Origin of the sequence: Mucilaginibacter straminoryzae, from assembly GCF_022953055.1 — a bacterium.
Lineage (GTDB): Bacteria > Bacteroidota > Bacteroidia > Sphingobacteriales > Sphingobacteriaceae > Mucilaginibacter > Mucilaginibacter straminoryzae.
Window position 1 is genome coordinate 707,771 of record NZ_JALJEJ010000002.1, and the last position, 12,594, is coordinate 720,364.

Here is a 12,594-nt window from a genome sequence, read left to right on the forward strand (position 1 = left end):
AAAAAGAACGGCCACCTTGTTTAACTAGGCAGCCGTCAAAAATAATCTCATTTATAGCTTATAACGCTCCCGCCTTGATTTCGTCAACCACTGCCGGATCCAGTAAGGTACTGGTATCGCCTAGGTTGGAGGTTTCACCCTCGGCTATTTTGCGCAGGATACGGCGCATAATTTTGCCTGAACGGGTTTTAGGCAGTCCGCTCACGAATTGGATCTTGTCCGGTTTTGCAATCGGGCCGATGATACGCGATACCGTCATGATGATATCTTTACGTGTCAGGTTATCATCGTTATCGTGCTTGTTAGGGCAAACCACAAAAGCGTATACACCCTGTCCTTTAATATCATGCGGATAACCTACCACTGCCGATTCAACCACGCTGCTGTGCATGTTAATGGCGTTCTCTACTTCTGCGGTACCGATACGGTGGCCGGATACGTTCAGCACGTCATCCACGCGGCCGGTAATGCGGTAATAACCGTCCTCATCGCGTAAGCAGCCATCGCCGGTGAAGTACATATTCTCGTATGTCGCAAAATAAGTTTGACGGCAGCGTTCATGGTCGCCGTAGGTAGTACGCAGCATGCCGGGCCAAGGAAATTTAATGCAAAGGTTCCCGCTTACGCCATTACCTTCAATTTCCTTTCCGTTTTCATCTACCAATACAGGTTGTACGCCTGGCAGTGGCAAGGTGGCAAAACTTGGCTTCAGCGGAGTAACGTTGGCGACAGGCGAGATCATGAAACCGCCCGTTTCTGTTTGCCACCAGGTATCCACAATCGGGCATTTATTATGGCCGATGTTATCATCAAACCAGTGCCATGCTTCCTCATTAATCGGCTCACCTACAGAACCCAGCTTCGTTAGTGAACTCAGGTCTTTATTCTTCACCACATCCAAACCAAAGCCCATCAGTGAGCGGATAGCAGTTGGTGCAGTATACAGGATGTTTACCTTATACTTTTCTACAATATCCCACAATCTGCCGGCATCAGGCCAGGTAGGTATGCCCTCGAACAATACGCTGGTAGCACCTTGCGTAAGCGGGCCATAAACAATGTAAGAGTGACCGGTAATCCAGCCAATATCAGCGGTACAGAAATAAACCTCATTCGGGTCATACTGGAAGGCCGTTGCAAAGGTATAGCCTGTGTAAACCATGTAACCACCGCAGGTATGCACCACACCTTTTGGCTTACCGGTTGAACCGGATGTGTACAGGATGAACAGCATATCTTCTGCGTCCATTTCCTCTACCGGACAATCCGGGTTACCCATGGTTTCCACTTTCTTAATTTCGTCTTCCCACCACACATCGCGGCCCTTGATCATGGAAACCGGGGTATGGCTGCGTGTCAATACAATTACCTTTTTAACGGTAGGGCATTGTACCAGCGCATCATCAATTACGTTTTTCAGGGGCAGGTCCTTCGGTCCGCGGAAACCACCATCGGCAGTAATTACCAGGTTACAGGTGGCATCGTTAATGCGATCTGCGATAGATTGCGCCGAAAAACCACCAAATACTACGGAGTGTATCGCACCGATACGCGCACAGGCTAAAACAGCGATAGCCAGTTCCGGCAGCATGGGCATATAAATACAAACACGGTCACCTTTCTTAATACCGTTGTTCTTTAATACGTTACCGAACTGGCAAACTTTATCGTGCAGTTGTTTATAGGTAAGAATGCGGTGATCTTCAGACGGATCATTCGGCTCCCAGATAATCGCAGGTTTATCACCGATGGTATCCAGGTGTCTGTCCAGGCAATTTTCAGTGATATTCAACCTGGCGCCTTCGAACCATTTAATACTGGGCTCCTTGAAGTTCCAGTTCAACACGCTGTCCCATTTCTTGCGCCATTTAAAGGTTTCGGCAATGCCGCCCCAGAAGGCTTCGGGTTGTTCAACGCTTTGCTGATATACTTTTTTATACTCGTCGAAACTCGAGATTTTGAAGTTGCTCATAGTGGTAATAATGGTGGGCGTAAATTAGTAATTTTACCGAAAAGGTTGTAGGGTTAATATAAAGCAGTTTTTAAACCGTTTTGCACGACAGACTAAAGGCCGCGGCTGAAAGTTTTGCACGCTATTAAACTGTTGAAAGACAATGTGGAAATCTTTTTGAATATTTTTACAGACACTCTTGAATAATTAAATGAAAACATCGATATTTGCAAACTCTTTTTAAGAGGAAGTACAGCATTAATACGAATTGTCATGTCAAGAATTTGTGATTTAACAGGAAAAAGCCCAATGAACGGCCATAACGTTTCTAACTCAAACGTTAAGACCAAGCGCAAGTTTTATCCTAACTTAAAAATCAAGAAGTTTTATATACCGGAAGAAGATAAATGGATCACTTTAAAAGTATCTACTTCAGCTGTTAAAACCATTAGCAAAAACGGTATCAGCGCGGTTATCAGTAAATACGTTAAAAAAGGATACATATAGTAGTTACTTGGTTAATTAGTTGATTGAGTGAATTGTTATTCATTTAATAACCTAATAACTAAATAACTCCATAACTAAATAAAGAAATGGCAAAGAAAGGTAACAGAGTTCAGGTAATTTTAGAATGCACAGAGCATAAAGAGAGCGGTATGCCAGGCATGTCTCGTTATATTACCACCAAGAACAAGAAAAATACAACTGAGCGTTTAGAGTTGAAAAAATTCAACCCTGTATTACGTAAAGTAACCGTTCACAAAGAGATTAAGTAATTTGAGTTGTAAGTTGCGAGTTGTAAGTTGCGAGTATTCTCAAGACAGTCAACCTTCAACATACAACCTTTAACAAAATAAAGAGATGGCAAAGAAAGTAGTTGCAACCCTGAAAACCGGCAAAGGTAAAGAGTACTCTAAAGTAATTACCATGGTGAAATCACCAAAAACCGGTGCTTACTCATTCAAAGAACAAATCGTACATAACGATCACGTTAAAGATGCGATTGCTGAAGCTAAAGCGTAATTTAGTTTTCTGCTAAAAATATAAAAGCCGTCTTGCAATATGCCAGAGGGCTTTTTTTATTGTGCCTTACCCCATCCCCTATAATAATAACCAGATAGTCAAAATGACTGTACTGCTACAGAGGATTAAGTAAAGGTGCTTATTTTTGTATCATCCGCACTTTTGCATATTTTCAAATCTGCACAGCTGAAACATGGGTTTATTCGATTTTTTTAAGAAAAAGGAAAGCACGCCTCAGGAACAACAGGCGCTGGATACCGGGTTGGAAAAAACCAAAGACAACTTCTTTTCCAAAATATCTAAAGCCATAGCCGGTAAGTCGACCGTTGATGACGATGTACTGGACGAACTGGAAGAGATCCTGGTTACTTCTGATGTAGGCGTAAGCACCACCTTAAAGATCATCGAGCGTATACAGGCCCGTGTTGCAAAGGATAAATATGTCAGCACTTCTGAGCTTAACTCGCTCCTGCGCGATGAAATTCAGCAGTTGCTGGCCGAAAATAACAGCAACGATTTCCACAACTTCGAGTACGGCAACCACAAACCTTACGTAATTATGGTAGTTGGCGTTAATGGGGTTGGTAAAACAACTACCATTGGCAAACTGGCCCACCAGTTGAAAATGGCCGGGAATAAGGTGGTTTTAGGCGCTGCAGATACCTTCCGTGCGGCAGCGGTAGACCAGATCCTGCTTTGGGGCGAACGGGTGGGCGTGCGTGTAGTGGCACAAGCCATGGGGTCAGACCCGGCTTCTGTCGCATTTGACACCCTGCAATCTGCCGTTGCCAATGGCGAAGATGTGGCTATTATTGACACTGCCGGTCGTTTGCATAACAAGGTGGGCTTAATGAACGAGCTGACCAAAATTAAGAATGTGATGCAAAAGGTGATCCCCGGCGCGCCGCATGAGATCCTGCTGGTTCTGGATGCTTCTACCGGGCAGAACGCCATAGAACAATGCAAGCAATTTACAGAAGCTACTGCCGTTAATGCTTTAGCGCTGACCAAGTTAGACGGTACCGCAAAAGGCGGCGTCGTGATCGGCATATCAGACCAGTTTAAGATACCGGTTAAATACATCGGTGTCGGCGAAGGCATGAACGATTTGCAGTTATTCGACCGCAAAGGATTTGTGGATAGTTTATTTAAAAAGTAATTGAGTTACCCCTTCCAACCCTCCCCGGGAGGGAGGGCTCTAAATACAAATGGATAAAGTCTCCCCTTGGGGGAGATTTAGAGGGGTTAATTAGCATGAAGACTAAGTCAATAGGTAGAAATGTAATAATTGAGAAACCACGTGTTAACGTAGTGACATTGGGTTGCTCTAAGAATATATACGACTCGGAAGTATTGATGGGCCAGTTGAAGGGTAACCATTTCGATGTGGTGCATGAGGCAGATAAAGTGGGCAAGAACGACATCGTGGTGATCAATACCTGCGGTTTTATCGATAACGCCAAACAAGAGTCTATCGATACCATCCTTCAATTCAGCGAGTTGAAACAACAGGGCAAAGTAGGTAAGGTAATTGTCACCGGATGTTTATCTGAACGTTACAAACCAGAACTGGAGGCTGAAATTCCTGACGTTGATGCCTACTTCGGCACCAACGACCTGACCGGTGTTTTAGAATCAATCGGCGCTAACTATAAGTACGAGTTGTTGGGCGAGCGTATGCTAACCACTCCTTCTCATTTTGCCTACTTCAAAATTGCCGAAGGTTGTAACCGCCCTTGCTCTTTTTGTGCCATTCCGCTGATGCGCGGCAAGCACTTGTCTACCCCGATGGAGCAGCTGGTGCAAAATGCTACTTCACTGGCTAAACAAGGGACTAAAGAGCTAATCCTGATTGCACAGGACTTGACCTATTATGGATTAGACTTGTACGGCAAACGTAATCTGGATGAATTACTGCGCCGCCTTTCTGACGTGCAGGGTATAGAATGGATCCGTTTGCAATATGCCTACCCTTCCGGCTTCCCGATGGAAATCCTGGACGTGATGAACGAACGCGAAAACATCTGTAAGTACCTGGATATGCCGTTGCAGCATATCACTGATAACATGCTGAAATCGATGCGCCGCGGTATCACCAAGCAAAAGACCATTGACCTGGTGAACAGCATCCGCGACCGTGTGCCGGAAATTGCATTGCGTACTACGCTGATCACCGGTTACCCTGGCGAAACCGAACAGGATTTTGAAGAAATGGCCGCTTGGGTGGAAGAAACGCGTTTTGACCGTTTAGGTTGCTTCACTTATTCGCACGAAGAAAAAACGCATGCCCATACCTTGGAAGACGATGTTCCGGACGAGGTAAAACAGGAACGTGCCGATGCCATCATGGAAATTCAACAGGGTATTTCTTACGAAAAAAACCAGGAGAAGATCGGCAAGACTTACAAAGTATTGATCGACAAGATGGAAGGCGGATACTTTGCGGGCCGTACCGAATATGACTCACCTGAAGTTGATAACGAAGTTTTAATAAATGCAAGCACGCAATATGCTACGCCCGGTAGTTTTGTTAACGTAAAGATCGATAGCGCGGAAGACTTCGACTTGTATGGACAGATTGTAAAATAAGCGGTTTTTGCCAGCGGCAGTCTGATTTATAAGATATAAACTCTAATTTCGAACCTTGTAGGTTACTACAATGTTCAATTCGAAATTGCACATTCAAAATTCGAAATTCAGAATATGGATGCTACCTGTATCAGCTACCAGGAAACCGGTTATTTTTCCAAAACGGTCATTGATTATTTAAATGACCAGCCAGACCTTCGTTCATTTTATAGCTTTCGCCCGGACCTTGATGGTTTTGCGAAACTGTTTAACGAAGAAAAAGTGACCGCAGACCGGGCTACCCTGGTAAGCATTCTTCAGGAGCAGTACGCCCGTATCAGCGCTGCCGATGCAGGCATTGCTATCCCCAATGAAAACATAGCTGCACTCGCAGATTCGAATACCTTCACGGTTACTACCGGCCACCAGTTGAATATCTTTGCCGGTCCGCTTTATTTTATCTATAAAATCGTGACAGCAATTAAGCTGGCCGCGCAATTAAAGGAAGCTTTCCCGGATAAGAACTTCGTCCCCGTTTACTGGATGGCGAGTGAAGACCATGATTTTGCCGAGATTAACTATACCAATATCGGTGGTAAGAAGATACATTGGTGGTACGAAGCGCAGGGTGCAACCGGCCGCATCAACCCCGAAAGTATGCGCCAGGCACTAAACCAGTACAAAGGCGTTTTGGGCATGGCGCATCATGGCCAGGAGCTAGCCCAAATTGTCGAGAAAGCCTATACCACTTTCGATAAACTCGCCGATGCAACCCGTTACATGGTCAACGCCTTATTCGGACAATATGGGCTGGTGATTGTGGATGCAGACCATCATTTACTTAAGCAGCAGTTTGCTGAAGTAATGAAGCAGGATATCATACACCAGCATAGCTATAAGCACATCACCGAAACCAATAAACTATTGGAGCAACTGGATGTTCATATCCAGGTTAACCCGCGTGAAATTAATTTCTTTTACCTGCTCGATGGCCTTCGCGAGCGCCTTGTCTTTGAAGATAACCAATACAAAGTTTTAAATACCGAGATCAGCTTTTCTGAAGATGAACTAAAAGCGGAGATAGATAATCACCCTGAACGTTTCAGCCCTAATGTAACCATGCGTCCGCTTTACCAGGAATACATCCTGCCGAATGTAGCCTATATTGGCGGCGGTGCGGAACTGGTCTATTGGCTGGAATTGAAATCAAACTTCGACCATTACGGGGTTACCTTCCCGGTACTGATCCTGAGAAATTCGGGATTGGTCATGCGAAAAGAAACAGCTGCGAAAATTGCCAAAATGGAGTTGTCGCCTTCAGAGATTTTTGGCCCGGTGGATGAGATCAAAAATAACTGGATCAAAAGCCATAGCCAGCACGAACTTTCTTTAGCTGACGAATGGCGTGAGCTGCACTGCATTTTTGAACGGATCAAACTTCGTTCGGGCAAGATAGATGAAACCTTGTCTGTATCAGCAGAGGCAGTGGAAGCCCGTTTAAAACATGCAATGAATAACCTGGAGAAGAAACTGATCCGTGCCGAAAAGCGCAATTACAGTACCCGGCTGGAACAGATCGACCAGATTAAAACAGAACTTTTCCCCAATGGCAGTTTACAAGAGCGCAGCGAAAACTTTGGCTTGTTTTACGTACGCTGGGGACAAACTTTCATCGATGAACTGATTAATCATTTTCAACCGCTCGATTTTAAGTTTACCTTGATTACCGGATAAGATCATCAGGTTGTGCCGAATAGGTCACCCTGAGCTTGTCGAAGGGCTGTTTGGCATGCCATCATAATAATCAGTTAGCCCATGCTCATTCCTGAAAACGCCCTCCGTCAATTCGCCCAACAAGTTTTTCTTGCCATCGGCTGCAGCCCAGAACATGCTACGCTCGCAGCAGACGTGTTACTAAAGGCAGATCTTCGCGGCATAGATTCTCATGGTGTCGCCAGACTGAGCGGCTATGTAAGATTATGGGAGAAGCAGCGGATCAATGCCACGCCTGATATACAGATCGCTCATGAAACACCCACTACCGCAACAGTAGACGGCGATGCCGGCCTGGGACTGGTCACAGCCCCTTTCGCTATGGAAATAGCCATAAAAAAGGCGGAGCAGTTCGGTTCTGGCTGGGTGGCGGTCCGCAATTCAAATCATTTCGGCATAGCAGGCTACCACGCCATGATGGCCGCAGAAAAGGACATGATTGGGTTTGCGGTGACCAATGCCAGTCCGCTGGTAGCGCCGACATTCTCCAATGAACGTATGTTGGGCACCAACCCTATCTGTTATGTTTTCCCGGCAGGCGAGTTTCCACCTGTGGTGGTAGATATGGCTACTTCGGCTGCTGCAAATGGTAAGCTGGAGATTGCACAACGCAAGGGTTCGGATGTTCCCGAAGGTTGGCTACAGGATCAGCAAGGAAACGCTGTTACCGATCCGCATGCGTTAAAATCGGGTGGCTCTTTACTTCCCCTTGGGAGCGACCGCGAACATGGCAGTCATAAAGGTTTTGGGTTGAGCAGTGTGGTAGATATTCTTTCCGGCGTACTTTCCGGCGCTGGGTATGGGCCATGGGTGCCGCCGTTCGTGGCATTTCTGGATCCGCTTCCTAATCCTCCTGGCCAGGGTATCGGTCATTTTGTAGGTGCAATGCGCGTCGACGGCTTCCGGCCTGTAGCAGATTTTAAAGCTAACATGGATAACTGGATCCGTCGTTTTAAGTTGGCAAATCCGATAGACCGTGCTCAAAAAGTGATTATTCCCGGCGAACCGGAGTTAGAAGCAGAACTTGACAGAAAAGCCAATGGTATTCCGTTGGTTGATGCTGTAGTAGAAGATCTGAATACTTTGGCAGAAAAGTTTGGGTTAGAGCGAATGGGTAACTTTTAATGCTTAATTGTCATCCAGCTCGAAAGTGACCTGTTTATCCCATTGTTGATTTTGTCACTTACAATGTGGAGCTACCCAGCCCTCATGCTTCGAGGACCTCAGCATGACACCCTCCCTGTTGTATCGTAGAGCTTCTTCCCAAAACAAGTTCGGCACAGGTCGCTTCGCTCTAAATGACAAACTTGTTTATCCCATTGTTGGTGTTGTCTCTATAATTACGAACTACCCTACGCTCATGCTTCGAGGGCATCAGCACGACACCCTTATTGTCATAGCATACAGATTCCAAGCTTCGCTCTGAATGATAAACCTGAATTAGCCCGTTGTTGGTGTTGTCACCAACAACCTCAAACTACCCAACGCTCATGCTTCGAGGGCCTCAGCATGACACCCTAATTGTCATATCATACAGATTCCAAGCTTCGCTCTGAATAAACCTGAATTAGCCCGTTGTTGGTGTTGTCAACAACACTTACCCAACTTGTATTTCGAAGAAGATTCCTCGTTACACTCGGACTGACAAACATGCTAATTACTCTACCAATACTCCGATATAAAAATTAAACGTGTCCACTTGCAGGTTTTCTTTGGTTAAGCCTTCTACTTTAATTTCCCTAGAAGTAGTCGTCGGCTTAATTATCTGATATTCTCCACCTTTTACTCGCACTCGCACGGGCATATCAAAATCATCCACATCGGCTATCCAGCGGGCATACATTTTACCTGCTTGCTCCCGAAATTCCAGTGTCGGGATATTCTTGTAATGCAGGTACTGATCGAAAACTTTAAGCAATGGCACTCCAGCTTGCTTGTTGATGTACCCTACCACCTGCTCTGTTGTAACCGTTTGATGGTAGAACTCCTTATTCAGCCCGCGTAAGATGCTTCGCCACTTTTCATCATCATTGATAATTGTGCGTACCATGTTTAACAGGTTAGCCCCTTTATCGTACACATCGCCTGTAGGGTCTTCATTTACATTATAATGGGAGATGATCGGTGCGTCGTTACGAATAATCCGTCGCTGCCCGTGCACATACTCCTGCCCTGCCTGCTTTCCCCATCGGCTTTCTGTAAACAACGACTCTGAATAAGTAGTAAAGCCTTCATGGATCCAGGTATCGGCAATATCTTTCGAGGTGATATTATTACCGAACCACTCATGCCCGCTTTCGTGGATGATGATAAAATCCCACTTCAGTCCCCAGCCGGTCTGCGAACGGTCTGTCCCCAGGTAACCGTTCTGGAATTTATTCCCGTAAGCCACGGCGCTTTGATGCTCCATCCCCAAATGCGGCGACTCCACTAATTTATACCCGTCCTCATAAAACGGATAGGGGCCAAACCAATGTTCAAAGGCCTGTAGCATAGGCTTCACGTTCTCGCCAAATTGCTTTTTCGCTTTCTCCAGATGTTCGGGTAACACCCAATAATCCAGGGTCAGCTTACCCTTTTCGCCATTATAGCTATCGCCGAAATGAACATAATTGCCAATGTTAGCTGCCACATCATAATTATTGATCGGGTTGCTCACAAACCAATCGTAACGGGTATAACCATCCTTTAACTTTGTTACTTTCCTTAACCTGCCGTTAGAAATATCCTTCAGGCCAGAAGGTACGCTGATGCTGATGAGCATGCTATCCGGTTCGTCCGACTGGTGATCTTTATTCGGCCACCACACGCTTGCCCCTAAACCCTGGCAGGCGGTAGCTACCCACGGTTTCCCTAACGAGTCTGTTGTATAAACTACGCCACCATCCCACGGGGCTTTCTTTGCAACGCGGGGATTACCGGAATAATAAACTTTAATCTCGTCAATCGAACCTTTTTTCACCGTCTGTGGGAAGTTGACGAACACGGCATTAAACTCGCGCTGATAAGGCAGTTCTTTCCCTTTATAGATGATCCGTTCGATCTTCAGGTTATCAAACAGATCAAACTGTAAACGGGTAAAATCGCTCATTGCCTTAAACCGGATCAGGTTACTTCCGCTGATCGATTTATCCGCAATATTAAACTTCACGTCCAGGTGATAATAGCCAACATCATAGCAGGTCCGCAAAGGGGTTAGCATGCCCCGCAGCGTATCGGCACGAGTAAATTTAGCCGGGGTTTGGGCGTAAGTACTTAGTGAATTAAAGGACAGCAGGGCAAAAGTACCAAGTAGCAGATTTTTAAATTTCATTGGGGCGAAAGCTTCTAAACGCAAATAAACAAAAAAAGAGACGCAAGGTAATCGCGTCTCTTCTGTAATAAATAACTATTGCTGTTATTTAAGTATTTCTACATCTACATAGCTATCGTTAAATACCGTTTCGGTAGCTTTTACATAATCGCTTTCATCTGCCTTGTATGGGTTGGCTACAAACTTTTGCGGATTGCGTGCGAACAACGGGAAGCAGGTACTTTGTACCTGGATCATGATGCGGTGTCCTTTCCTGAACGTATGCAACACATCCTGCAAACGGACTTTTACATCTGTTTTTTGGTTCGGCACCATGGCTTCGGGTTTCTCAAAACTGTTTCGGAAACGTGCGGGCATAATTTCAGAACGTACCATCTGCCAGTAGTTGCTCAGAATGATATTCTTGTTCGGCATGTAGGCATTATTCTTTTCATCCGGCGGGTAAACGTCTATCAGTTTCACAATATAATCGGCATCGGTGCCGGTGTTGGCTACTTTTAAGTGCGTCATGATCTCGCCTCCAAGCGTCACATCATCTGTAAGTACGTCAGACTGAAATACCAGAACATCCGGGCGACGGCCTGCAAAACGTTGGTCTTCGCTCATGTAATTATGCGGGGTGAAGCCCATGGTGGTGGTATTATCCTCTGTGTATGGAACAGGTTTTAAAGGATCGCTGATGTACGAAACAAAACCAGCGGTTGAAGCCTGCGACATGGTTAATTTACCGTCGGCACCTAAATAAAGCTTTTGGTGTGCAGTATTGGCAACCGGCCACTGCTCAAACTGCTGCCATTCTTTTTTACCGGTGTTGTACATATACGCTTTTGGCAAACCGCTGCTTTTGCTGCCATCGCCTTTCAGGAAATGGTCAAAGAATTTGGCTTCAATATCGCGCTGATAAAACGTTGCGATGCTATCGCCGAAGTAAATATTGCTATGCATGGTGTGCCCGGTCTCGCGCGACCAGCGGCCGTGGCCGAACGGCCCCATCACAATGGTATTATAAGCCGAAGGGTCGGTTTTATTTACGCGCTTGAACATATCCAGCGGGCCGCTTAAATCTTCGGCATCGTACCAGCCGCCTACCCACATCACCGCAGGGCTTACCTTACCAAAGTGGCGCGGCAGGCTACGCGATTGCCAGAACTCGTCGTAATTAGGGTGGTTAACCGTTTCCTGCCAATAGAAGTTATCATGGTAATACTTGTCGGCATTCTTCAGCGGTCCCATATCCAGCAGAAACTGGTAACCATCACGGGTACCAGCTTGGATCATCTGGCTTTCATACCAGGCTTTAGAAGTAGTATCTTTCTTCTGTACACCGAAAACCGGATAGGTAAAGAAGTAACTTTCTAACAGCGCACCGTTGTGATGAAAATCATCAAACCAAAAATCGGAAATTGGTGCCTGCGGTGAAGAAGCTTTTAAAGCCGGGTGATTAGATAAAATACCCGCAGCAGTATAAAAGCCCGGATAAGAGATACCCCATTGCCCTACTCTACCGTTATTAAAGGCAACGTTCTTCACCAGCCAGTCGATGGTGTCATAAGTATCGGTACCTTCGTCCACATCCTTCTTGGTTTTGTGTTCCACAACGGGAGTCATGTTCGTCCAGGTGCCCTGGCTTTTCCAGCGGCCGCGAACGTCCTGGTAAACTACAATGTAGCCTTGCTTCATCATCGTTTCAGAAGGACCTAAACGCGCAGGGATCTTATCTTCTCCATAGGGCGCAACGCTATAACAGGTCCGCTGCATCACCATCGGATACTTCTTACTTTTCGACGCATCTTTAGGTGTATAGATAGCCGTAAATAATTTAATGCCATCGCGCATGGTGATGTACACTTCCTTTTTAGTGTAGTGCTCTTTAGCATAATCGCCCGGGGTTTGGGCATTTAAGATACCCGAACAGCAGAAAGCCACAAGTACCAATACTAATTTTTTCATTTTAGTTAGTTAAAAG

At 45.7% G+C, this 12,594-nt stretch carries 10 protein-coding genes; 7 read left to right on the forward strand and 3 right to left on the reverse strand.

Annotated features, from left to right (window positions below; all coding sequences use genetic code 11):
• Positions 1–58: 58 nt before the first annotated feature.
• On the reverse strand, positions 59–1,972 hold the full coding sequence (gene acs / locus MUY27_RS06560) for an acetate--CoA ligase (RefSeq protein ID WP_245129193.1): 1,914 nt from the start codon (positions 1,970–1,972) through the stop codon (positions 59–61).
• A 252-nt stretch (positions 1,973–2,224) separates the two neighbouring features.
• On the opposite strand from acs, the gene rpmB reads away from it, so the two are divergent.
• From rpmB to MUY27_RS06595, 7 genes are all read left to right on the forward strand, one after another.
• Positions 2,225–2,458 (forward strand): 50S ribosomal protein L28, encoded by a 234-nt coding sequence (gene rpmB, locus MUY27_RS06565; RefSeq protein ID WP_245129194.1) that lies wholly within the window; start codon positions 2,225–2,227, stop codon positions 2,456–2,458.
• Between the two features lie 86 nt (positions 2,459–2,544).
• Positions 2,545–2,727 carry a 50S ribosomal protein L33 gene (rpmG, locus tag MUY27_RS06570; protein WP_074490316.1) on the forward strand — a complete coding sequence of 61 codons (183 nt, stop codon included), beginning with the start codon at positions 2,545–2,547 and terminating at the stop codon, positions 2,725–2,727.
• A gap of 85 nt (positions 2,728–2,812) precedes the next feature.
• Positions 2,813–2,974, forward strand: coding sequence for a DUF4295 domain-containing protein (locus MUY27_RS06575; RefSeq protein ID WP_245129195.1), 162 nt, complete (start codon positions 2,813–2,815; stop codon positions 2,972–2,974).
• 193 nt (positions 2,975–3,167) lie between these two features.
• A complete protein-coding gene (gene ftsY / locus MUY27_RS06580) occupies positions 3,168–4,133 on the forward strand; it encodes a signal recognition particle-docking protein FtsY (RefSeq protein ID WP_245129196.1) in 966 nt (321 codons plus the stop codon).
• Between the two features lie 95 nt (positions 4,134–4,228).
• Positions 4,229–5,563 carry a 30S ribosomal protein S12 methylthiotransferase RimO gene (gene rimO / locus MUY27_RS06585; protein WP_245129197.1) on the forward strand — a complete coding sequence of 445 codons (1,335 nt, stop codon included), beginning with the start codon at positions 4,229–4,231 and terminating at the stop codon, positions 5,561–5,563.
• A 114-nt stretch (positions 5,564–5,677) separates the two neighbouring features.
• On the forward strand, positions 5,678–7,276 hold the full coding sequence (bshC, locus tag MUY27_RS06590) for a bacillithiol biosynthesis cysteine-adding enzyme BshC (protein ID WP_245129198.1): 1,599 nt from the start codon (positions 5,678–5,680) through the stop codon (positions 7,274–7,276).
• An 81-nt stretch (positions 7,277–7,357) separates the two neighbouring features.
• Entirely contained in the window at positions 7,358–8,440 is a 1,083-nt protein-coding gene (locus MUY27_RS06595) for an Ldh family oxidoreductase (RefSeq protein WP_245129199.1), read from the forward strand.
• 532 nt (positions 8,441–8,972) lie between these two features.
• Here the strand turns inward: MUY27_RS06595 and MUY27_RS06600 are convergent.
• Positions 8,973–10,628, reverse strand: coding sequence for a M1 family metallopeptidase (locus MUY27_RS06600; RefSeq protein WP_245129200.1), 1,656 nt, complete (start codon positions 10,626–10,628; stop codon positions 8,973–8,975).
• Between the two features lie 84 nt (positions 10,629–10,712).
• Positions 10,713–12,578, reverse strand: coding sequence for a CocE/NonD family hydrolase (locus tag MUY27_RS06605; RefSeq protein WP_245129201.1), 1,866 nt, complete (start codon positions 12,576–12,578; stop codon positions 10,713–10,715).
• Positions 12,579–12,594: the final 16 nt, after the last annotated feature.